The sequence below is a fragment of the Cyclobacteriaceae bacterium genome, from assembly GCA_025808415.1.
In the GTDB taxonomy this organism is placed as follows: domain Bacteria; phylum Bacteroidota; class Bacteroidia; order Cytophagales; family Cyclobacteriaceae; genus UBA2336.
On record CP075525.1, the window covers coordinates 3,265,122 to 3,289,077 of the forward strand.

At 44.3% G+C, this 23,956-nt stretch carries 19 protein-coding genes; 10 read left to right on the forward strand and 9 right to left on the reverse strand.

Translation table 11 applies throughout. The features are described 5' to 3' along the window. Nucleotide 1 precedes the first annotated feature (1 nt). Nucleotides 2-1,924 carry a fumarate reductase/succinate dehydrogenase flavoprotein subunit gene (locus KIT51_14465; protein UYN86058.1) on the reverse strand — a complete coding sequence of 641 codons (1,923 nt, stop codon included), beginning with the start codon at nt 1,922-1,924 and terminating at the stop codon, nt 2-4. Nucleotides 1,925-1,943: 19 nt separating this feature from the next. After that, a complete protein-coding gene (locus tag KIT51_14470) occupies nt 1,944-2,624 on the reverse strand; it encodes a succinate dehydrogenase cytochrome b subunit (protein ID UYN86059.1) in 681 nt (226 codons plus the stop codon). 425 nt (nt 2,625-3,049) lie between these two features. On the opposite strand from KIT51_14470, the gene dnaE reads away from it, so the two are divergent. The 4 genes from dnaE to KIT51_14490 all read left to right on the forward strand — a co-directional run bounded on the left by dnaE (nt 3,050) and on the right by KIT51_14490 (nt 10,830). Next, complete coding sequence (gene dnaE, locus KIT51_14475) at nt 3,050-7,354, forward strand: DNA polymerase III subunit alpha (GenBank protein UYN86060.1); 4,305 nt, start codon at nt 3,050-3,052, stop codon at nt 7,352-7,354. A 22-nt stretch (nt 7,355-7,376) separates the two neighbouring features. Then, on the forward strand, nt 7,377-7,697 hold the full coding sequence (gene trxA / locus KIT51_14480) for a thioredoxin (protein UYN86061.1): 321 nt from the start codon (nt 7,377-7,379) through the stop codon (nt 7,695-7,697). Between the two features lie 140 nt (nt 7,698-7,837). Continuing rightward, nucleotides 7,838-9,376, forward strand: a complete 1,539-nt coding sequence (locus tag KIT51_14485) for a hypothetical protein (GenBank protein ID UYN86062.1) — start codon at nt 7,838-7,840, stop codon at nt 9,374-9,376. A gap of 65 nt (nt 9,377-9,441) precedes the next feature. Next, entirely contained in the window at nt 9,442-10,830 is a 1,389-nt protein-coding gene (locus KIT51_14490; protein ID UYN86063.1) for a T9SS type A sorting domain-containing protein, read from the forward strand. Here the strand turns inward: KIT51_14490 and KIT51_14495 are convergent. The 3 genes from KIT51_14495 to KIT51_14505 form a co-directional block, all read right to left on the reverse strand. Continuing rightward, nucleotides 10,827-11,690, reverse strand: a complete 864-nt coding sequence (locus tag KIT51_14495; GenBank protein UYN86064.1) for an aminotransferase class IV family protein — start codon at nt 11,688-11,690, stop codon at nt 10,827-10,829. The two genes, KIT51_14490 and KIT51_14495, sit on opposite strands and share 4 nt — an antisense overlap. Beyond that, the gene (locus KIT51_14500; GenBank protein UYN86065.1) at nt 11,690-12,820 is read right to left on the reverse strand and encodes a P1 family peptidase; all 1,131 of its coding nucleotides are present in this window, start codon (nt 12,818-12,820) and stop codon (nt 11,690-11,692) included. The genes KIT51_14495 and KIT51_14500 overlap by 1 nt, the downstream gene beginning before the upstream one ends. A gap of 88 nt (nt 12,821-12,908) precedes the next feature. After that, nucleotides 12,909-13,394, reverse strand: coding sequence for a YkgJ family cysteine cluster protein (locus tag KIT51_14505; protein UYN86066.1), 486 nt, complete (start codon nt 13,392-13,394; stop codon nt 12,909-12,911). Between the two features lie 47 nt (nt 13,395-13,441). On the opposite strand from KIT51_14505, the gene KIT51_14510 reads away from it, so the two are divergent. The 3 genes from KIT51_14510 to KIT51_14520 all read left to right on the forward strand — a co-directional run bounded on the left by KIT51_14510 (nt 13,442) and on the right by KIT51_14520 (nt 16,316). After that, entirely contained in the window at nt 13,442-14,023 is a 582-nt protein-coding gene (locus tag KIT51_14510; GenBank protein UYN86067.1) for a Crp/Fnr family transcriptional regulator, read from the forward strand. Nucleotides 14,024-14,147: 124 nt separating this feature from the next. After that, nucleotides 14,148-14,690: a YceI family protein gene (locus KIT51_14515; GenBank protein UYN86068.1), complete on the forward strand. Its 543-nt coding sequence runs from the start codon at nt 14,148-14,150 to the stop codon at nt 14,688-14,690. Between the two features lie 153 nt (nt 14,691-14,843). Continuing rightward, nucleotides 14,844-16,316, forward strand: a complete 1,473-nt coding sequence (locus KIT51_14520) for a carboxypeptidase (GenBank protein ID UYN86069.1) — start codon at nt 14,844-14,846, stop codon at nt 16,314-16,316. A gap of 39 nt (nt 16,317-16,355) precedes the next feature. On the opposite strand, the gene KIT51_14525 is transcribed toward KIT51_14520, so the two are convergent. From KIT51_14525 to KIT51_14540, 4 genes are read right to left on the reverse strand one after another with little or no spacing between them, the layout of a single operon-like run. After that, complete coding sequence (locus KIT51_14525; protein ID UYN86070.1) at nt 16,356-18,359, reverse strand: hypothetical protein; 2,004 nt, start codon at nt 18,357-18,359, stop codon at nt 16,356-16,358. 36 nt (nt 18,360-18,395) lie between these two features. Then, the gene (locus KIT51_14530; GenBank protein ID UYN86071.1) at nt 18,396-20,015 is read right to left on the reverse strand and encodes a tetratricopeptide repeat protein; all 1,620 of its coding nucleotides are present in this window, start codon (nt 20,013-20,015) and stop codon (nt 18,396-18,398) included. After that, complete coding sequence (locus tag KIT51_14535; protein ID UYN86072.1) at nt 20,012-20,896, reverse strand: type IX secretion system membrane protein PorP/SprF; 885 nt, start codon at nt 20,894-20,896, stop codon at nt 20,012-20,014. Before KIT51_14535 ends, KIT51_14530 begins: the two co-directional genes overlap by 4 nt. 44 nt (nt 20,897-20,940) lie before the next feature. Further along, nucleotides 20,941-22,632, reverse strand: coding sequence for an HYR domain-containing protein (locus KIT51_14540; protein UYN86073.1), 1,692 nt, complete (start codon nt 22,630-22,632; stop codon nt 20,941-20,943). A 296-nt stretch (nt 22,633-22,928) separates the two neighbouring features. On the opposite strand from KIT51_14540, the gene KIT51_14545 reads away from it, so the two are divergent. From KIT51_14545 to KIT51_14555, 3 genes are read left to right on the forward strand one after another with little or no spacing between them, the layout of a single operon-like run. Further along, nucleotides 22,929-23,147, forward strand: a complete 219-nt coding sequence (locus KIT51_14545; protein UYN86074.1) for a hypothetical protein — start codon at nt 22,929-22,931, stop codon at nt 23,145-23,147. Continuing rightward, nucleotides 23,119-23,325 (forward strand): hypothetical protein, encoded by a 207-nt coding sequence (locus tag KIT51_14550; GenBank protein UYN86075.1) that lies wholly within the window; start codon nt 23,119-23,121, stop codon nt 23,323-23,325. Before KIT51_14545 ends, KIT51_14550 begins: the two co-directional genes overlap by 29 nt. Continuing rightward, nucleotides 23,322-23,900 carry a DUF3365 domain-containing protein gene (locus KIT51_14555; GenBank protein ID UYN86076.1) on the forward strand — a complete coding sequence of 193 codons (579 nt, stop codon included), beginning with the start codon at nt 23,322-23,324 and terminating at the stop codon, nt 23,898-23,900. Before KIT51_14550 ends, KIT51_14555 begins: the two co-directional genes overlap by 4 nt. Nucleotides 23,901-23,956 lie beyond the last annotated feature (56 nt).

The window sequence follows — 23,956 nt, forward strand, 5'->3', positions numbered from 1 at the left end:
ATTACTTATAGCTACGTTGAGTAAGTTTTACATTTTCAAAAATCAAAGGTTCCTTGTGAAGAACTTCCGGCTGGTTATCGCCTTTGTATTCCCAAGCTGCCACATAAGCGAATTCATCGTCTTTGCGTCTTGCTTCACCATCTTCTGTGGCCGATTCTTCGCGAAAGTGCCCACCACACGACTCAGAGCGGTTAAGGGCGTCATCTACCATCAATTCACCCAATTCAATAAAATCAGCTACGCGATTGGCCTTTTCAAGTTCCATGTTAAGTTCGTTGCCTCCGCCTAATACATTCACATTGGTCCAGAACTCCGCCTTTATTTCCTGTATTTTTTTCTTCGCTGTTTTTAAGCCTTGTTCGTTGCGTGACATACCGCAATACTCCCACATGGTTAAGCCCAACTCGCGGTGGAATTCGTCAACGGTTTTCTTTCCCTTAATGGAAAGAAGCTTATTGATGCGATCGCTGGTTTGTTTAATGGCCTCCTGGAACTCCGGCCTGTCGGTACTTACTTTTTCATAAGGCATGCCGGCTAAATAATCGCCAATGGTATACGGTATTACAAAATACCCGTCAGCTAATCCCTGCATCAAGGCACTTGCGCCCAGGCGATTGGCCCCATGATCGGAAAAGTTGGCCTCACCCAACGCATATAAGCCGGGCACATTCGTCATAAGGTTATAATCAACCCAAAGCCCGCCCATCGTATAGTGCACAGCGGGGAAGATCATCATGGGTGCCTCGTATGGATTATCACCGGTAATCTGTTGGTACATATCAAACAGGTTTCCATACTTCGCCTCGATCGTTTTTTTTCCATCACGTTTGATGGCATCGGAGAAGTCAAGGAAAACGGCAAGCCCCGTTGCACCCACGCCCCTACCTTCATCGCAAACCATTTTGGCATTGCGAGAGGCCACATCGCGTGGTACCAGGTTTCCAAATGAAGGGTATCTTCTTTCCAGGAAATAATCACGCTCCGATTCGGGGATATTAACTGCATCAGCAGCCTTAAGACCTGGCCGCGCCACCTTAGGCACCCATACACGGCCATCGTTACGTAACGATTCTGACATGAGCGTAAGTTTCGACTGGTGATCACCTGAAACGGGTATACAGGTAGGGTGTATTTGCGTGTAGCACGGATTACCAAACAAAGCACCTTTTTTATGGGCCCTCCATGCGGCTGTTACGTTTGATCCTTTTGCGTTGGTGGATAAATAAAACACATTACCATAGCCACCCGTACATAACAGTACGGCATGAGCGCTATGTGCCTCAATTTTTCCCGTTAATAAATCACGTGTGATAATGCCCCTTGCTTTGCCATCCACTAAAACCACGTCCAGCATTTCGGTACGGCTATACATTTTTACTTTGCCGTTGGCAATCTGACGGTTCATGGCAGAGTAAGCACCCAATAACAGTTGCTGCCCGGTTTGGCCACGGGCATAAAATGTACGCGATACCTGCGCACCACCAAACGAACGGTTAGCCAATAAACCACCGTATTCGCGGGCAAAGGGAACACCCTGCGCTACACATTGATCGATTATGTTTACGCTTACCTCCGCTAATCTATAGACATTGCCCTCACGCGCACGGTAATCCCCACCTTTAATGGTATCGTAGAAGAGGCGGTAGATGCTATCGCCATCATTCTGATAATTTTTTGCTGCATTGATACCGCCCTGTGCTGCAATACTGTGTGCCCTGCGCGGGCTATCCTGAAAGCAAAATGCTTTTACGTTATAGCCTAATTCCGCCAGCGATGCTGCAGCGGAGGCACCTGCCAGGCCGGTACCCACCACAATAACATCGTACTTACGCTTGTTGGCGGGGTTAACGAGCTTGAGGTTAAATTTATGCTTCGTCCATTTTTCCGCGAGTGGACCTTCGGGAATTTTAGAATCTAATGTCATATCTGTTTAAGCAATTGAATTAAAAATCAAAAAACATAGCTATCGGAATCAACGCGAAAAGCACAGGAACGATAATCGCAAATGCTCTTCCAACGAAACTTATAACAGCGTTGTATTTAAGATGGTTTAGCCCGAGGGTTTGAAAAGCACTTTCGAACCCGTGCCATAAGTGAAAGGCAAGTGCTCCCATACAAAACACATACACACCCACATACCACGATTTTGAAAACCAATAATCAACCAAGGAGGCCAGGTCGCGAACCTGCTTACCATCGTAGTCGACTACCGGCACGGAGCCAAAATGCATTTGCGCCCAAAAATCTTTTAAATGCACCACAATAAAAATGAGAACCAAGGTGCCTAATATACCCATATTGCGCGATGCCCATATAGATGATTTGCTACTGGTTACAGCGTAGCGCTCACTACCACGTGCATTCCGGTTTTTTATGGTTAGAAAAAGGGCAACAAAAACATGAAGCAAGATGAAGAAAAAATTACCCTTTGAAATAAATTGAATGAGGCCGTTGGTGCTCATGAACTCTGCATAGATGTTGAATGCCTTGCCCCCGTCATCCTTCAACAATTGCAGGTTGCCGGCCAAATGGACCGCTAAAAATAAAATCAGAAAAAGGCCTGTAAGGGCCATCAGTAGTTTCCTGCCCAACGTACTGGATAGGAATTTTGTAAACCATGTCATAGGAACTTCAGTAGTTTATGCTCAACGCATAAAAATACTCCTGCAACGCTTATGAACCAAAGAAGGATTTAGTTTAAAGGGATTCTAAATACTGAAATGAATTTTGTTTAACGCATCCATTCAAATACGAGCACGATTAATGTAATGATGACGATCATCACCAGCAAAAACCATTCACGCCTCAGGAAATCAGCCACCTTGTTGAATATGCGTTTCATTGGGATCTTGTTTGATTTGTTTGGTCACACAGTGCCAAAAGCAAGCCCAAAAAGATAAAAAATTGATTATCAGGATTTTAAATATTTTATTATAGTTCATTATTGAGATTTTTTTCCCATTTTAAAACATTTGTTCATTAATGGGAATAGATTTAATCTGCCAAAGCCATTACTTTTACAGTTTTCAACCACCACGAAAACAACCTGATGTACCTGATTTTTGACACGGAAACCACCGGGGTTCCGCATAATAAGACTGCACCCATAACCGACCTTGATAACTGGCCAAGGCTTGTACAGTTGGCCTGGCAACTGCACGACCACGCAGGTAAACTCCTTGCTCAAAACAACTTCGTTATAAAACCGGAAGGTTTTAACATTCCTTACAAGGCCGAGCAAATCCACGGCATTTCAACCCAACGCGCACAGGAAGAAGGGCACGACCTGAAAACCGTGCTGGGCAAATTCTTAAATGATCTTGGGCAAACTTCGGTTTTAGTTGGTCATAACATCGAATTCGACATCAACATCATTGGCGCGGAACTGATCCGCAAAAACATTGTACCTGAAAAATTTCTTAGCCTAACTAAAGTTGACACCGGGTTATCATCCATTGAATTCTGTCAGCTACCCGGAGGCATAGGCGGGCGGTTAAAAATGCCCCGATTAGTTGAACTTCACAAAAAACTATTCGGAAAAGATTTTGGTGATGCGCACGATGCATCGTACGATGTTGCCGCCACAGCACGCTGTTACTTTGGCCTGCTGCAGAAAAAAGTACTGAAACCTTTTGACGCTACCCCCCTTTCAGAAATTATTTATGAAGAACCCCGGTTGGATGAAGCCAACTTTGTAAAACGCAAACGAAAAAAAGATGCAGGCTACTCACTGGACGATAACGATGCCGATACCATTGACAGTCCGTTTTGTCATTTGCATGTACACTCGCAATACTCCGTGCTCCAGGCTACCCCTGAAATAAAAGCGCTCGTCACCAAGGCCAAATCGCTGAACATGCCTGCCCTAGCCCTCACCGATTTCGGCAACCTGTATGGTGCATTCAAATTTGTTCGTGAAGCTCTGACGCATGAAATAAAACCCATTGTTGGCTGTGAGTTTTACCTGGCAGATGAACGAAAGAAATTAAAATTCACGAAAGACAATCCGGATAAACGCTATACGCAAGTATTGCTTGCAAAAAATAAAAGCGGCTATCAAAACCTGGCCATACTTAGTTCGCTGGGGTTTACTGAAGGTTTATACGGCATCTATCCGCGAATCGATAAAGAACTTGTTGCCCAATATAAACACGACCTGATTGCCACTACCGGAAACCTTTCCAGTGAAATACCACACTTGATTTTGCACGTAGGTGAACGCCAGGCTGAGGAAGCGTTTGTATGGTGGCATAAACAGTTCGGTGATGACTTCTACATCGAACTAAACCGACACGGCCTGGCCGAAGAAGATCATGTGAATGACGTGTTGCTCGGTTTTGCACAAAAATATAAGGTGAAATATTTTGCAGCCAATGAAACCTATTACATCGACAAGGAGGAATCGAATGCGCATGATGTTTTGTTGTGCATAAAAGAAGGTGAATTCAAGTCCACTCCAATAGGTGAAGGGCGTGGTTACCGGTATGGCCTGCCAAACAACGAGTTCTACCTCAAGTCGCAGGAGGAAATGAAATCCATTTTCCGCGATTTGCCCGAAGCCATCGAAACCATTCAGGAAATTATTAATAAGATTGAAGCGTATTCCCTCGAACGACAGGTAGCGCTGCCAAAGTTTGAAATCCCAAAAGGCTTTGCATCGGAAGATGATTACTTGAAACACCTGACCTACGAAGGTGCTAAAAAGAAGTACGGTGAAATAACACCTTTATTACAGGAACGATTAGACTTTGAACTGGAAACCATTCGTAAAACCGGATATCCGGGATATTTTCTAATCGTGCAGGATTTCACTTCCAAAGCACGCGACATGGGTGTTTCGGTTGGGCCGGGGCGCGGTTCGGCAGCCGGCTCGGCTGTTGCTTATTGTATTGGCATTACCAACGTTGACCCTATTAAATACGATTTACTGTTTGAGCGTTTTCTTAACCCCGACCGGGTTTCATTGCCCGATATTGATATCGACTTTGATGATGAGGGGCGCGACAAGGTGCTGAATTATGTTATTGATAAATACGGAAAAGACCAGGTTGCCCAGATTATCACCTATGGAACCATGGCTGCCAAGTCATCTATACGTGATTGTGCGCGTGTCATGCAACTCTCCCTGGCCGATGCCAACTACCTCGCCAAGATGGTACCGGAACGACCGGGCACTACACTCGATGCTGCTTTTAAGGAAGTGAAAGAGTTGGCTGATTTTAAAAATGGCACTGACCTGAAAGCCGATGTTTTAAAACAAGCCATTGTGTTGGAAGGCTCCGTGCGCAACACTGGCACCCATGCCTGCGGGGTTATCATTACGCCCGATGCCCTCACCAAATTTGTTCCTGTAGCTACGGCAAAAGATTCCAGCATGCTGGTAACGCAATTTGACAACAGTGTGGTGGAGAGTGCCGGGCTTTTAAAAATGGACTTTTTAGGGTTAACCACATTATCTATTATTAACACGGCTTTAAAGAATATCAAAAAGAGTAGAAGAATAGAAATAGATATTGATGCCGTACCGCTGGATGATGAAAAAACCTATCAGCTTTTTCAGCGTGGTGAAACCTCCGGAACATTTCAATTTGAAAGTCCGGGTATGCAAAAATATTTGCGCCAATTAAAACCCGATAAGTTTGAGGACCTGATTGCCATGAACGCCCTTTACCGGCCAGGCCCGATGGAATACATTCCGGCATTCATCAACCGCAAGCACGGTCGCGAACCAATAAAATACGATTTGCCGGAAATGGAAGAATTTCTTGCCGAAACGTATGGCATTACGGTATACCAGGAGCAAGTAATGTTGCTTTCACAAAAGCTGGCCAACTTCAGCAAAGGCGATGCAGACGTGTTGCGAAAGGCCATGGGTAAAAAGCAAAAGAGCGTTCTCGATAAAATGAAGGATAAGTTTATCGAAGGCTGTAAAGCCAATGGGCATGCGCAGGAAATCTGCGAAAAAATTTGGGTAGACTGGGAGGCCTTTGCCCAGTATGCCTTCAACAAATCACACTCAACATGCTACTCGTTAGTAGCCTATCATACAGCTTACCTGAAAGCCAACTATCCTGCTGAATATATGTCAGCAGTGTTAACGCATTCGCAAAGCAACCTTGATAAGGTTACCTTCTTTATTGAAGAATGCCGCAACCTGGGCATACCCGTGCTGGGCCCGCATGTAAATGAATCAGGAGTTTACTTTGAAGTAAATAAAAACGGAGAAATCCGTTTTGGACTTGGCGCCATTAAAGGTGCAGGTGATGCCGCTGTTGAAGCAATAATTCACGAGCGCAATGCGCATGGACCTTTTGAAGATATTTTTGACTTTGCCAAACGCGTTAACCAACGATCGGTAAACAAAAAAACCTTTGAATGCCTGGCATTATCCGGGGCATTCGATTGTTTTGAGGGCATTCATCGAAGACAATATGTGTACGCCAAAGATGGCGATGCCAGTTTAATTGAAAAGGCCGCCAAGTATGCTGCCAAAACACAACTGGATGAGCAAAGCTCACAGGTAAGTTTGTTTGGTGGAACAACTGGAACGGCCATGCCAAAGCCCAAAATTGAACCCGTTGAGCCGTTCAGCGAAATCGAAAAACTGAACCTGGAAAAAGAAGTGGTTGGTATTTACATTTCAGGCCACCCATTGGACAATTTCCGGTTTGAAATGGACGCCTTCTGCAATACACTGTGCAACCAACTCATCGACCTGGATCCATTAATCGGGCGGGAAACAAAAATCTGTGGCATTGTAACCACGGTTGAACACCGCACCACCAAAACCGGCAGGCCGTTTGGGAAATTTACCATCGAAGACTACAGCGGAAACTTTACGTTCACGCTCTTTGGCGAGGATTACCTGAAATACAAAAACTTTATGATGCAGGGCTGGTTCCTGTTTATTGAGGGCATGATCCAACGGAATACCTGGGGAAGAATGGATGTTGAGTTCAGGATCAGGAGTATTGAGCTTTTAAATGAACTGGTTCAAAAACGTTTGCAAGGGCTTGCTTTGCGGTTACCCCTGCACGCCATAACCACCGAAGTGGTGGATAAAATAGAAGAATTTTGTAAGAAAAACCCGGGGCAGGCAGCCTTACAACTTTTCATAAAAGATGATTACGAAGCCCTTCAGGTTGAATTACTGGCCCGGGCGTACCGGATAAGCGTAACCAATGCCCTGGTTCAGGAATTTAAGAAACATGCAGAGATTGGCGTGATTACATCCAACGCCCAGGTGCGCTGGTTGAATGACCGGGCAGATGAAGATAAGCTTGAGGTACTGGATGAAGATGGAACAATTTCTTCTACCTTTGTGTTGGATTCAGCAGAACTAATTAATCAATAACAATAACTTTTAATACGATAACATGGGCAAAACTATTGAACTAACCGACTCAACTTTTGATCAAACCATTAAATCCGATAAACCCGTTTTGGTAGACTTTTGGGCTGAATGGTGCGGGCCTTGTAAAATGATTGGTCCCGTGGTTGAAGAACTGGCAGGAGAATATGAAGGCAAGGCCGTAGTGGCTAAAATCAACGTTGACGAAAATCCGCAAACCGCTGCAAAATTCGGTATTCGTTCTATTCCTACCTTATTGGTGTTTAAAGGCGGCCAGATTGTTGACAAACAAATTGGAGCGGTACCTAAATCGGTGCTCGCTCAAAAATTAGCTGCCCAGGTTTAAGCACTTAATAAATTTTAAAATACAAGAAGCCGCTGTGTGCATAATGCAGTGGCTTTTTTTATTTACGGTAATTCCATACTGCTTTATAAACCAACCGATAATTCGTTGTTAATTTTTATCTTTACCCGAACTGGTTAATCATGAAAAAGGCTTTAATCATTCTTTTTACGTGTACATTCCATTTTTCGCACCTGTTTGGTCAATCTCCAGGAGGTGTTTCTACCAACCTTAGGTGGTGGATGAAGGCAAATGCCGGCACCTTTACCGACAACGGAACAACACCTGCTGCAGAAGGGCAACTGGTCCAGCAGTGGAACGACCAAAGCGCCATTGCCAACCATGCACGGCAAACAACAAACGCAAACAAGCCGGAATACCGAACAAATGTCATCAATAGTAATCCAGTATTAAGATTTGCCAGCAATCAATTTCTGGATGGCTTGGCAGCCCCCGGAATTGGTGCGACTCAAAGTTTTTATATGTTTCTTGTCTTTCGACAAAACTCGTATGTAGCCGGAGGTACAGACGATGGTAACGGTACTTTTATTATAGACAGGCCATCCGCAACCAACAATCTCACCTCCTTCAAGATTGTGAATACCGATAAGTATTTCTATCAAAAAAGGACAGACGGAGGTGCGAATCTCGGGGGGCCGGTCTCAATTACCTCAGCGCCCACCAATCGGTTTACGATTATCGATTATTTCAGGGAAGTAAACGTGAGCTTCGGCATCTACATCGATGGCCGTTTGGACGTTACTGCCGGTGGTGATAATACCAGTATCACAGGCCCTATTATTCGCATTGGCCGACATGCAACCAATAACAACGGAGGATTGAATGGAGATTTCGCTGAAATGGTAGTATACAATACAAATCTTTCAACTGCCGATCGTCAAAAAGTTGAATCATACCTGGCCATAAAATACGGCATTACCCTCAATCAAACCGTTGCCAGAAATTATGTGAGCTCGGCAGGCACAGTTGTTTACCCGGCTGCCACAACACATGACGATTATGATTTTGATATTGCCGGTATTGCGCGCGATGATGGCTCTGCCCTCAACCAAACTTCATCGCAAAGTCAAAATCCCTTAAGCATGGTTAGGATATTCAACCCGTCTTCACTTGACGATGGGGATTTTCTGATGTGGGGTCATAATGCCCCAACCATTTGGAACTCCAACAATGTTCCGGCACCATATACCAACCGGTTAACACGTGTGTGGCGCGTTGCGGAAACCGGTGAAGTTGGCACATTTAGTATCTCGTTTGACCTAACCGGGTTAGGTGTTGACATGACCGACCCGAATCAGTTTGCATTATTAGTTGATAACGATGGAAACTTTAGTGATGCATCGGTCCACACCACCGGAAGAACCATTAGTGGAAATGTAGTTACGTTTACAGGGGCAAGTATCAATACCAATCAATATTTTTCACTTGCATCGGCACCTGTTCCCGGGCCCGGTGGGGTGGCCGGAACTACTATCTGGCTACGAGCCGATGAAGATGTTTACGTAAATGCAGGAACCACATTGGCTACCAACGGTCAAACTGTGCAACAATGGAATACCCGTGGCGGTATAACAGGTGCCAATGCCACACAAGCTACTGCCGGGAGCCGCCCGACTTTTTTCACTAATATTGCCAATGGCAATCCGCAACAATACCGGTAGTATCGTTAAAAATATTATCCAACAACAAGGTTGGCTTTCAGCAGCGGGTTGATTCAAATCCCCCATTGGGGGGTCCCGTAACAACCAGTGATTTTTCAACTACTACGCCCCAGATCATTGACTACTTCCGCGATTATGCGGTTAGGTTTGGAATAGCCTATAACGGACAATTGGAAGACATACAGGCCGAGGCTGGTGGCGGCTTAACATTTCCAACCCTACGGCTTGGCGCACGCGAAGGCGGAGCGAACGGACTTGATGGCGATATTGCTGAATTTATTTTTTACACGAGGTCACTAACAACCGGGGAACGAAACCGAATTGACTCATACCTGGCAATTAAATATGGGATAACGTTAAACCAAACCACACTTACCAATTATACGGCCTCTAATGGAACAACGGTGTACCCGGCAACCAGCACCCATAGCGGATATGTTAACAACATAGCAGGTATAGGACGCGATAATGTTTCACGGTTGCTGCAAACCAATTCCCAAAGTGCCAATCCAAACTCCATGGTTCGTATACAAAATCCAAGCAACCTGGATAACCTTGAATTCCTGATGTGGGGAAGTAATAATGGCAGCCTTACTGCACCCAATTCAATTGATGTTGACGGTGCACTTGTAAAAGTAAGACTTAGCCGGGTTTGGAAAATAGCCGAAACAGGTGAAGTAGGAACTGTTACCATTGGTATTGACCTGGCCAATGTACCCGGACCAAAACAAGAAGCTGATTTACGGTTGCTGATTGATCGGGATGGCGATGGCTTTGCCGATAATGATGTTACACCCCTAACCGGAACATTGGCCGGTTCGATATTTACCGTTACCGGTGTAAACTTCCAGCATAATGATTTTTTTACTATCGGATCGATTAATAACATATCCACTCCATTGCCGGTTGAACTTCTCTACTTCAAAGCAGAATATGAAAGGCCTGTTGTTGTTACTTCATGGGCAACAGCAACGGAGTTGAACAACGACCATTTTACATTAGAACGATCTTCTAATGGCGAACATTTTGAAGAACTGGCAATCATACCCGGGGCAGGAACAACAAACGAAAGAAATAATTACTTCGAAATTGACCGTGCGCCTTATTATGGCAAGACTTATTATCGTTTAAAGCAAACCGACTTTGATGGTACCATTACTTATTCAAAAATTGTTCATGTAAAAACAGATGAAGACCCCTCCGTAGTACTGACAGTTTACCCTAATCCAAACAAAGGTAAGGTGCTTAACTTCTCTTTGAATAGTAAACCTTTTCAGTTACACAGTTTCGACATTTTCAATCAACATGGGGTTACCCTGGAGTCGCAAGTCATTCAATCAGCATCTGTTGTTGATTTTTCAGCCGAGCTAAAATCTTCATTACCCCAAGGTATTTACTTCATTAAAATTCACTATAACGACACCGTTAAGACATTGAAGCTAATTGTGAACTAAGCATTAATAGGTTGCCGAAATTTACCTGGTTTTTTTTGTTCTTTGACTTCGAGCGCTATTAGGTCATTATACAAATCGTGGGTAACCTTACCGGGCTTGCCATCACCAATAGTGGCCTCATCCATTTGTGTGATCGGCACGATGCGTTTTGAAGTACTGGTCAGGAAAGCCTCTTTCGCCTGTACAATATCATCCAGTGTAACGCTTCCGATTTCCACCTTGTATTTCTTAGCCGCTAACCGCAGCACATGCTTTCGTGTTACACCTTCCAGAATATTTTCACCGGGCGTAACAACCGTGTTGTCTTTTCTTACCATAAAGAAGTTGCATCGTGGAAATTCTGATACCTGGCCTTTATAGTGGTACAAGACATCCGCTGCCTTTTTCTCCAGTACCTTATTCTGTATCCAGATGCCCACCACATAGTTTATGGTTTTTACGTGTGGTTTATCGCGAAGGTATTCGTGTGTGATGATTTTAATGCCTTCCGTTGGAAAACCTGGGGCAGGAAAGTTCATCGGCTTTTGCACCATAATCAGGTTTGCCTTATCCGCCAATTGATAGCCATCGGGTGAGTAACCACCCGTGAGGATAACTTTTATTCCCGACATCGGAATATTGTTCTTTTGAATCAACTCAAATATTAGTGCTTTGAGCTGCTCGGGTGCGTAAGGTACTTTCAGGTGCATTTCCTTTGCTGATACGTACAACCGCTCCAGGTAATCTTCAATAAAAAGCGGGTAATTATCCATCACCCGAAAAAAATCGAAGATGCCATACCCTCGTTGAATGGAAAGATCACTCACATGAAGGAAGGCCTTATCATCAGGAACAAAAGATTCATTTAAAAACGTATACATCACTTTTCAATCAGGTTATGCTTCTTAAGAATTTTAATTACTTCATCATGCGGAAGCGCCTCAATTTTATTTCCGTCTTTACCGGTCATTGTTTTGGCAGTAAGCAGGGAGTTTATGATCGCCTCCTCAGTAGCTTCTATAACGGCCATGAATAAGGGTGACATCGCATCATTTCTTACAACTATTGCTTCATCGGTAAGCGATGCTTTTTCATGCTTAATCCTGACGCGTTCATCTGTAGAAAAAGCAATTACATAATCGCCACTGCCATTGGAAGCAATGCCACCGGTTTTGGCCAGACCCAACATAGCCCGTTGCGCCAACCGTTCCAGGTTACGTGCATTCAACGGAGCATCGGTAGCAACCACTATCATACACGATCCATCCACATCATCTTTTAGCTGGCCGCTCAGGTAATATTTTTTCAACGCTTCACCTACCGGGGCGCCATCAATTTGTAACACTCCACCAAAATTGGTTTGCACCAAAACACCAACCGTGTAACCACCCGAAGCTTTGGGCAAAACACGCGAGGCTGTACCAATGCCGCCTTTAAATCCAAAACACACGGTACCTGTTCCCGCGCCTGCACTTCCTTCTGTAACCACTCCGCCTTTCGCATTTTGGAGAGCATCAAGAACATGCTCCTTTTTTACATGTCTGCCACGAACATCATTTAAGTAACCATCGTTGGTTTCGCCTACAACAGCATTTACCGATTGCACCTTTTCGTTTCCGGGCAAACCTAGCGTGTATTCAACCACTGCATCCATGGCTGTAGCAACACTCAACGTATTGGTGAGCACAATGGGCGATTCAATGTTCCCCAGTTCCTTTACTTGCGTACTTCCAGCCAGTTTACCGAAACCATTACCCACAAATATTCCTGCAGGCACTTTATCCTGGAAAAGATTACCCTCATGTGGGAGTATAGCGGTAACACCGGTGCGTATGGAAGATCCTTCAATCAATGTAACCTGCCCGACCTTCACACCCTGAACATCGGTAATAGAATTCAGCTTGCCGGTTTGCATCACCCCGATTTTTATGCCCAGGTCGCGGGCACGCTGCTGACTCCATACCGGAGAAGCAATTAGCAAAAAAAACGGGATTATGATTTTTATGCACATACGTTTATGATATCCATAACTTTTTGAGTTAACAAGCATTTTCATAAATCAAAAATCTTCGATTACCAATCTTCACTCGTAATTTATCCTAAAGTTTAACCATTTTTAACCGCTCAACCATTTCCAATACTGCGGGACAAACCAATGTATTTTTGTACGTTAAGTCCATGATTTGTACCATCTTTTTACGATTGGTGTGTGGATATTCTCGGCAGGCTTTTGGCCTGTCATCGTATACCTTGCAGTAATTCTCTCCATCTAAAAAAGGGCAAGGCGATGATTTTAACACATAATCCTTGTCCTCATCGATTCGTAAATACTTTTCAATAAAATCACCCGGCTTCATGCGTAGCGCTTTTGCCATGCGCTCAATATCATTTTGGTAAAAAATAGGGCTGGTGGTTTTGCAGCAGTTAGCGCACGTCAAGCAATCTATTTCTTCAAATACCTCATCATGAAGCTGGTGAAATACCTCGTCCACTTTTCGCGGATCTTTTTTCTTTAGTCCGGTAAGGAGTCTCCTATTCTCCTGAGAAAAACGTTGGGCTTTAGCGCTGAATACAGTTAAATCCATAAGGAAAGTTCAAATATCGTAATTCTGATTTATCCTATCTTAGCCCCATGGATACGCGCGGCATCATTTCACACATTTCCCGACACGTTACACTTTCGAAAGAGGAAGAGCAGTTCTTTATTTCGTTGCTCATACCGGTAAACCTGAAGCAAGGTGAGTTTATTGAACAGGCAGGGGAAATAACCACCAATTTCATCCATGTAAATACCGGTTGCCTGATGACATATTTCACTGATCCTGCTGGCCACGACCATGTTATCCAGTTTTCTACTTCAGGGTGGTGGACAGCCGATCTGCACAGCCTAACCCATCAGCAGCCTTCTATTTATTCAACCCGCGCCCTGGCCGACAGTGAGGTTCTGCTTCTCCCAAAAATCCGGTTGGAAGAATTGGTGGAGCGATACCCTGTGTTTGAACGCTTTTTCAGGATTATGTTCCAAAACTCATTGGTCACGCACCAGCACCGTATTGTTCAGGCTTTTTCGTTTACGGCCGAGCAGCGCTATGATTACTTTCAACAAAAATATCCGCAATTGGAACAGTTCGTTCCACTTAAATACATCGCTTCTTATCTGGGTATCACACCTGAGTTCCTCAGTAAAATCCGTAGAAAGCGGATGGAAAAGTGATTTCTTAATCTAGTTCAAGCCGATACGGTTTCGATCTTAACCTGGTTCAACCCTTGAGGCGAATCGGTGGGCATACCTTTGTGTTATCATTTAGAAAATAAATTTTAACTAAAATAATAAAACTATGTCAACCGAAACAGCTGTAGCAACAAAGTGGAATTTAGACACAACCCACACGGAAATACAATTTAAAGTAAAGCACCTGGTAATTGCCACCGTAACAGGATTCTTCAAAAAATTCAGCGGAAGCGTTGAAAGTGAAACGGAAGATTTTGATGGTGCATCTGTAAATTTTAACCTGGACACAACCAGTATTGATACCAATAATGCAGATCGCGATGCTCACTTGAAATCGCCCGATTTCTTTGCTGCCGAGCAATACCCTACACTTGATTTTACCGGAACATTGAAAAAAGTATCTGGTAACGATTACAAACTGGATGGCGCGCTGACCATACGCGGCACAACCAAAGCCATTGTATTAGATGTTGATTTTGGCGGTACTATGGTTGACCCTTGGGGCAACACCAAAGCAGGTTTTGAGATTAACGGCAAGATAAACCGTAAGGATTTTGGCTTAAACTGGAACGCGTTGACGGAAGCCGGTGGAATGGTGGTGAGCGAAGAAGTGAAAATCCACATTAACGCTGAACTCGCAAAAGTTTAAAACCCCAGAAGTTAGTTTAGGATAAAAGCCTCATCTCGCCAGCGGGATGGGGCTTTTTGCTTGAAAGGCTCAGGTTATTGGCCGTTTAAAGAATTCCTTATCCCGGTTTTCAATATAACCTCTACTTTCGGGGTAGAACGAAATCCAACACATATGAAAAACCTATACATCCTATTTTTGCTGATACTGCTTACCGGCTCAACCTTTTCCCAACGGATATTGGAGGGCGAATCGGCCGTAACGACAAACAGCACCGTTACCGTAAAGGGTAAAGTAATCCCTTACACAGCTACTGCCGGAACCCAACCGGTTTGGAATGCCGAGGGTAAACCCATTGCCTCTCTTTTTTACACCTATTATGAGCGCAGCGATATTAAAGACAAAGCCTCCCGCCCGCTGATTTTTTCTTACAATGGCGGCCCCGGTTCTGCATCGGTGTGGATGCACATTGCTTATACAGGGCCCCGCATCCTAGAAATTGACAAGGAGGGCTACCCGGTACAACCCTATGGGGTAAAGGAAAACCCGCATAGTATTCTTGATGTAGCCGACATCGTTTACATCGATCCGGTAAACACAGGATACTCAAGGATTCTGGACAAGGATGCCAAGCGGGAAGAATTTTTTGGTGTAAATGCCGACATCAAATACCTGGCTGAATGGATGACTACGTTTGTGTCGAGAAGAAATCGCTGGCAATCACCCAAATATTTAATTGGTGAAAGTTATGGAACAACACGCGTATCAGGTCTTGCATTAGAATTGCAAAACGCACAGTGGATGTACTTGAATGGTGTAATCCTTGTTTCCCCTACAGGACTTGGCATTAACCGGGGCGATCAGGTTGAAGCTGCCAATCGACTTCCTTATTTCACAGCTGCAGCCTGGTACCAAAAAGCACTGCCCCAGGAATTGCAGCGCAGGGATTTAACTGACTTGTTACCCGAAGTAGAAGAATACACCATTAATGAAGTTATACCGGCCATTGCACGAGGTGGATTTTTAGAGGATGCGAAACGTAAACAAGTTGCCGCAAAAATGGCCTACTACTCCGGTATTTCCGACAAGGTAATCCTGCAACATAACCTGGATGTTCCTACTGCTTACTTCTGGAAAGAATTGCTCCGTGATAAAGGCTATACGGTGGGTCGTTTGGATTCACGTTACCTCGGCATCGATCGCAAAGACGCAGGCGATCGCCCAGACTATAACTCAGAATTAACATCATGGTTGCACTCTTTCACCCCGGCCATCAATTACTATTTACGAGAAGTATTGAAATACAAAACCGATGTAAAGTACAACATGTTTGGTCCCGTAAACCCGTGGGACCGCAACAATGACAATACCGGTGTAAACCTTCGACAAGCCATGGCGCAAAACCCTTACTTAAACGTAATGTTTCAATGCGGCTACTTCGATGGTGCCACTACTTACTTTGAAGCGAAGTATACCATGTGGCAATTGGACCCCAGCGGAAAATTCAGGGACCGTTTTAGGTTTGAAGGTTACCGCAGCGGGCACATGATGTACCTGCGTGAAGAAGACCTGGCCACTTCCAATGAACACATCCGTGATTTTATTTTGAAATCAACCCCGAAGAGAGGGCAACCCGCGAAATATTGATTGGCAGATGTCCTGTACGCAAGCTGTCCAGGACATCTATTATTTTAATTCCCGTGGTAATTGCACCGTAAAGCGGCTATAGGCTCCGGGCTGTGAATCCACCGACACGTTGCCCTTCATGGGCCGCAGGCATCTGCTCAATATATATAGCCCCAGGCCATTGCCACGGGATTGTTCCGTTCCTTTGAAAAACATATTGAAGATATTGGGTCGGATGTTATCGTCAATGCCAATTCCATTGTCTTCCACCGTGATTTCAATCCGCTGATCTACCTCCGCTATGCTAACCACCAGCCGGTGCTCCCGTAATTCGCTAAGCGATCCAAAGAAAATCGCATTGTCAACCAGGTTGGCTATTACCACCTCCAGCAAATGCGGGTAGGTTGTAAGTGTAATCCCAACGGGGCAGGAAAAAAGAACCTGAACATTATTACGTTTAATATCAGCCGTGAATTTCTTCAGGATACGTTCAGTTGTTTCGCGCAGGTTAACATCTCCGTAATCGCTGGGTTGATTGATTTCACTGATTACGTTTAAACTGGCCAACAACCGGTCCATACGGGCGTTTGAATCCAAAATTTTTCCCAACAGCTCTTCCGTGGGAATATGGTTCGCCAAACTGCATAATCCGTAAATGGAGGCCACGGGTGTACGTAAATCATGCGATGCCTTGTAGAGAAAGGTGTCCAATTCGGCATTGGCTTCACGTAACAACCTGGTGCGTTGCGACACAATGTTTTCGAGGTTGGCATTGATCATCCGTATTTCGTTGTTTGCCACGGTTAACTTCTTCTTTTGGCTGCGCAGCCGGGCACTAAGCCGAATCAATAAAACGATAAGTACACTAAATAATGCAACAACCCCCAAGGCTATAAGAATACGCTGACGGAATTCACGTTGCTCTTGCAAACGGAGTGATTCGCTTTCTGTTAAACGGGTCTCCAACGTGCTGATGTCGAAATATTTTTCTTTGAGTTCGTCAAGGATCCTTTTAAACTCATCCTGATTGGCAACAAACCGTGTATTGTTTTCCTGGATTATTTTTTCGAGCAATGCAATTTCACGCAGTAATTTTTCACGCGATTCCGGGTCGAGGTTGTCTAAACCGGATGAAAATTTCCGGTTGAGCGCACCAATTTGAAATTCGAATTCAGCACGTTGGTTTTCCAACGCCTGGCTTTCACGGGTGGCTTGTTCAATCAACAAACGCAAGTCTTCCGCTACTGCAGAGCTATCACTAATGGTAATCCGGGCTGGACGCTCAGCACGTACCGATTCCTGCATGGCACGGAGCAGTGTGTTAAACCGACCGTCAACAATTCGCCTGTCCTCATCGCGCAAATTGTCCATTGGTATGCCGCGGATAACCTGGTAAAAAGAACTTAAACTTCTTGCCGTATCCAACTGGTTCAATGCCTGCTGATAGGATTGTCTGCCAGTTTCAGGTGAAGGTACAACCGGTTTGATCTCTTCCTGCACAACTCTTCCGGTAATCAAGGTATATGCGTTGCCTGTTAGTTGCAGGTTCATCGGCCTATAACCTGGAATGATAAATTGATCTGCTGAACTTATTTGCTCGTCCGGATCGAGAGGAAGTTCAAGCCTGCCTTCCGTACTGGTTGTTACTTTTAACCTTCGCACACCCGTGTAGGTTACTTCCATTTTAGCTAACGGCTGCCGTTGGTCGGTAACGACCAGCACCTGCACCAACCTGTAATTTTTCTTTCGTACGGTAATTTCCAATATTCCCTTGCTGAAATTCCACGAGGCCGGCTCTAACCCCTCGTTGATAACTTCAACCGAACGGATCGGAAAATCCGATTCGTTCATTTCAACAAAATTATAACCACGCTCGCCAGTATTTGTTTTTATTGAATTGTTTATGATTAATTCCAGGTTTTTGTAAGGCTTCAATTGCTGATCGAAAGTTTTTACCTGTACGCGTTGTTTCTGCGCCTGGCTAACTGTAATGGCTACCATGCACCACAATAATATTAGTAGTGGTGTAATAGAAATTGTACTAACGATGCGCACAGGATGCATCAGATTTTAATTAACACGCAGTTTAATTGAGCAAAATCAGTTCTTAAGCGATTGAAAGATATCCTTAATTATCACAACTTCATGAAGTGCCGTTTCTTTTCTCAGGCGGGGGATTTCAAATACAGCCATATTTTCTACACCGTCCTCATCAACCACATAAATGCCATACTTACTGAAATATGGAATAATGAGCGAAAACTTACCTTGCTGGTCGGAAGTGATTTCCTGAACAATGGCTTTGCGAACGGTATCCACCAAACGGATGCGTGCATTTTTCATAACACGCATGCTGGACGAGTCGCTCCACGAATGATCCATTTGCTTTAATATGCCCGCCACCGCGTAAGGATAAGTTTGCATGTCCATGTCAAACTCATAGATGTCATCGTCCAATCCGCCAGCCCTGCGGTTTGAACTCATAAACCCGCGTAGCCCTGATGGATCAGAGAAGGAAAATGCAAAATCATCGTAGGGTGAGTTAAGCGGGTGACCGAGATTTACAGGTTCGTCAGAAAAAGAATCTGAAAGTACCGTTTTATATATATCCAACCCGCCAAAACCTGCGTGGCCAGTGGACGAAAAATAAAACATGCCGTTATGCACGTAAGGCGAAACTTCATTCATGGCCGTGTTAATGGACCCGCCCAGGTTTACAGGTGTTGTCCATTTACCATTTACATATTCCGATCGGTATAGATCCATGCCACCCAACCCTCCGGGTTTATCGGAAGCAAAATAAAGTATTTTGCCTGTGTCATCTATAAATGGATCAATGAGTGAAAATGAATTTTCATTAAACGGAAATACACCGGCCGGTTGCCATTTACCCTCGCGCAACTCAGCAAAATAAAGACCCAGCATTCTTATACCTTGTGCGTTTTTCGCTGCCTGTGATGCCGTGTAAACCATCTTCTTGCGGTTATCATATAAAGAAAAAGACCCCATGTTTCCATTAACCGGAAAAGCGTTGGTATACAACTTTGGGTTGCTGTAAAGCCGGCCCCATCCTTCCAGTAAAGTATCGGGCTTTTCCATAGCTTGATATAACCTGAAAAAATCCTGCTGGGTTGAGGCATCAATATTTTTTACGGGTTTATTCGTGGTACGATTTGACAGAAAAACAATCCCGCCATCAAACGAGACAGCATTCCACTCAGCGGCTGAGGTATTGACGGATAAAAGACGTGTGGCAAAGTGAATCGAATCTTCATACAGGTAGTGCAAGTTGGAAATACGCCACAGCTTTTTTTGGATCCACTCATTAGTCGGCTCAGCATCTATTATCTTTTGATAATTTAATTCAGCTTGCTCATAATTCTTCAGAGAAAGCTGCGCTTCAGCCAGATTAAGATAATCCTGGCGTTCGATCTGGTCTCCGCGTGAATAAGCCCGTGCATAAGCATCGATACACTGTTGGTATTCTTTTAGCATAAAATAGCAACGTCCCATCATCAGGTAAGTATTGCCGCCTCTTTTGGAACGTTCGTACAATCTCAAAGCAGGAACAATCTCACCCTTTTCTAAATGTTTATTGGCCAAGGCACGGTCGGATGTAAATAAATGAACTATTGATTGCTGTGCGGAGGCAGAAAAAGGGATGGATAATTTTACTGTCAGGCACCATCCCAGAACAAATACTACCCTTTTTACTTTCATAGCCGTGGGGATTTTATGCCCGACCGTTCGTACCGGAAAAGGTATTGCACCATCAACTCGTGCGAACCATTACTGAGTTGATTAAGTGAGCCCATCGGAAAATCATAAGCGTACCCGAATTGCAATTGTGGTGTAATGCGCAGCTTCATCAAATAACCCAGTGAAGCATCCCATCGGTAGGAAACACCGGCAGTAAGTATGTCTTTGTAAAGAAACGTTATTGCACCATCTGCGGAAAGCGGCAAATCGTTGGCATATTTAATCAAAAGTGCCGGCTCAAATTCCCAGGCCGGGCTTAGGGTAAACCTGTACTTTAAAAAAGAAAACAAATTTACGTTTCTAAGTTGAATGGATTCTGTTTCGTTCAACGGTGTCGTTTTTGGAAGCAACTCCGGGGCAGATATTCCCCAATGAAACCTTTTGCTCCGGAAATACAACCCCGCCCCTACTTCAAAAAAAAGTTCGTTTATGGTGGCGTTATTCAACTTCGGATCAGGTGTTCCGTTTTGAATTGAGCCATAGTCGGAGCGCATATTAAATGCACCAGCCTGAAGACCAAAAGACAAAAATGAATGACTGGCAACTTTAAGGTGGTAAGCATAACTTCCGTGTATTGTAAGGTTCCGGTGAATACCGATTTTATCATTCACCACCAATAAGCCCAACCCAACTTTTCGTTTCGCGGTAAGCGTGTGCACCGATAACGTTTGTGTTTTGGGGGCACCCTCAAGGCCGGTCCATTGTCGTCTGTCAATTACCATAGCACTAAGTGCTTCATCAACACCGGCATAAGCCGGATTGATGACTAACCCGCTAAACATGTACTGTGTAAAATGCGGATTTTGCTGGGCATGGATCACCGATGGAGCAAAAAACAGCATGCAAAAAATGATACTGATTAAGGTTGATATTTTAGCTAAACTGTTCATTGCACCAATTCAATAAAACCATCCCAACGTAACTTTTTGTTGCCGCTTATCACCTCAATAATATAGAAGTATGTTCCGGTAGGAACCAAAGTATTGCTCTTGTTTTGTCCACCCCATACAACAGATTCATTATTATAACCTGTAGCCTGGTAAACCACACTTCCCCACCGGTCGAACACTGTTACTGAATTGGAGGATGAATACTGAATATTCTTAATCACCCATGTATCGTTGGCACCATCGCCATTTGGGGTAATTATTTTGGGGATCTCTATTTCAAAAGAGCCCGGCTCTACAGTAACCGTAAAGGAACATTGCGCTGAATTGCCCAATCCATCTGAAGCAGTATACAGGACTTCAGTTGTACCAACTCCAAAACTACTCCCCGGCTCATGCGATCGTTCAACGTTAAGGGTACCACAAGCAATAGTAAACACAGGCTCATCCCAGGTTACTATAGCTTGTCCGTCTATTCCAGCGGTGACCGTTATGTCCTGCGGGCAGCCTGCTACTTGCGGGGGCTGATTGTATGTAACCACAACATTAAACTGGCAAACAGTTTCATTACCGCGGGCATCGCGGGCGGTGTAGGTAACCGGGGTTGTTCCAATCTGAAATTCGGTACCCGGGTTTCGGTTGCTGGTAAAACTTGTTACCCCACAATTGTCGGAAGCAGTGGGTGGTGTCCAGTTTACAATAGCTGAACAGTTAGCGCCAGCTGGTACGGTTATGGATGACGGACAGTTTGTAATTACAGGAGGGGTTACATCTTCCACAACAACAGTAAACTGTCGGGTGGTAATATTATTTGAACCATCCCTGGCCGTGTAAGTAACTACTGTTGAGCCCACATCGAATTCCTGACCAGGATTATGTGTACTCACTAGACTTGACACACTGCAATTATCAGTAGCCGTTGGGGGCGTCCAGCCTACTACGGCTTTGCAGTTTGCTCCGGCCGAAACTGAAATGTTATTCAACGTTCCGTTAATTACGGGTGGAATATTATCGGTAATCGTTACTGTAAAAACACAGGTAGCTGAATTATTGTAGATATCTAATGCCGTGTAGGTTACCGTGCTGGTTCCTAACGTGAACGTGCTACCCGGAAATACGGTGATGTTCCCGGGCAACGTGCCGGTAAAGCTGGCTACTGCACAATTGTCAGATACAGAGGGGGGTGTCCAGGTAACGGATCGGGAACAACCTGAAATAAGGGGCAGCGTTATGTTAGCAGGACAATTGGTGATTACTGGAGGAATCAAATCCGTGGTACCGGGTGCACAACACAATGCGCCCCCATTTACACTGGTTCCTCCTGTAACCATAAACAAACCATAAACACTATTCACGAAGGTTCCTCCAGAGCAAGCCGATTGAATGGTTGTGTGTAAAAAACCGTTGATAAAAATTGAGATGGTTGTACCTACAAACTTTTCGTTAGGAATTGTGCCCGCAAAAGAGAACGTCTGGCCTGCCAATACAAAGTCGTTGAAAATTTCCCCACCGCCATCGGTAACGCGTATGGTAGCACCCGTAGCACCGGTGTACCGAAGCGTTAAGCTTTTAAGTCCGCCAACACATGCCCCGCAACTGGCCACCGGGGGGCAATCGCAACTTTGGCTATAGGTGTAGGCATGCACCAGCATAAAAAGGAAAACCAGCACATAGTTGACCCAGACTTTCATTACCGTATAGGATAGGTAAACATTAATACGTTTAAAAAATCTATCATTTCACCTTAACCCAGCGGAAAAAATAAGTGAGAGGCGCCAAGGTTAAGGGAAATGCATTTCCTTAGAAAAACATTTAGCGTGAAAGTTCACAAATTTCACGATAAAAGAAAAGGAATATCAGCATAACAATACGTGCCCGTTTGTTCATTTTGGGCAGATTTGTGTAAAAAAGGCTTATGTAACCAAAATCACCATAGGTTAACGTGAACATCTATAAATTTGAAGATTAATTAAATATTATCCCTCCTATGAAAACAATAATCCTGAAATGGTCCGTTGGAATCGTACTAGGGGCCACAGCCGGATTTCTCTATTGGTACTACATCGGCTGCACCAGTGGAAGTTGTGTCATTACCTCTTCACCGGTTAACAGCACGTTATATGGAGGATTGATGGGTGGGCTTTTGTTAAATTCGTTTGATACCAAAAAGCAATCCCATGAAACCCGAAAAACACCTGATCAGTAAAAAAGATCCTGCCTACGAAGCCATTGGTAATTACATTCAAAGCAAAGAAAGCGTAGTGGGTATTGATGCGCGCCACACGCATATTATTATCATTAATAAACTGCTGGAACTGGAAAAGAAAATCAATGCCATCGAAAAGAAACTGACGAAAACAAAGAAACCAAAAGCCAAAAAGTGAGACTTGCTTTAGTTTATAGTGTATTGTTTTTTTTCTTCACCTTGCTGTCATGCCATCAAACCCAACAAGAAAAAGGGACCTCAGGTATGCAAGCGGATTCTGTTTACCTTAAAAAAGGCGACCAACTTGTTGCTGCGACCTTTGATACACTTCGCAATTCTTTGCTCGCTGCCATTGGCGAACAGGGTTTTGCTTATGCCATTCAATTCTGTAACGAAAAGGCTTATACGCTTACCGAAACATATGCTATTGATGGTGTTCGTATTAAACGTGTTTCGATGCAGTACCGAAACCCGTCAAATCAACCGGACAGCCTGGAGCTAGCTGTGCTTGAAACATTTCAAACGGAAGGCCCACGCACACAACTGATTTATACACCCGGGGAAGTACACTATGTAAAACCTATTAGTATGCAGGCCATGTGCCTGAATTGCCACGGTTTGCCCAACGTACACATTAAGCCCGAAACGCTGCATGCCATTCAAACCAACTACCCGGCAGATAAAGCCACGGGTTATGCCGAAGGTGATCTGCGGGGCATCTGGCACATCATCTTCCCGGCTAATCCACGCTAAAAAAGTATACTTGTTTTTGGCTTACGTGACAAAAGTCACCGATAAAAAAATACAGC